General features: G+C 65.0%; 1 protein-coding gene. It reads left to right on the top strand.

Annotation, left to right across the window (positions count from 1 at the left end):
- A partial coding sequence (locus AC0L25_RS32565; RefSeq protein ID WP_473599205.1) for an FTR1 family protein occupies positions 1–237 on the top strand: 237 nt, incomplete at both ends.

Raw genomic sequence — 237 nt, 5'->3', positions numbered from 1 at the left:
CCGGAGGATCGGGCTGGTTCCTGTTCGGGCTGGCGTTCGTGGTGGTCTATCGGGAGGTCTTTGAGACAATCCTGTTCTACGCGGCGCTCTGGTCGCAAGGAAACGGTCCCGTGCTGCTGGCCGGGGCGGGCTCGGCCGTTCTCCTGCTTGCGGTGATCGCCTGGGCCATGCTTCGCTACAGCCGCACGCTGCCGATCACGCAGTTCTTCCGCTACAGCTCCTGGCTGATGGCGATCC

This window comes from Mesorhizobium sp. WSM4813 (assembly GCF_055811555.1).
Note: the sequence above shows the minus strand (reverse complement) of the source record. Positions and strands in the feature narration are given on the sequence as shown.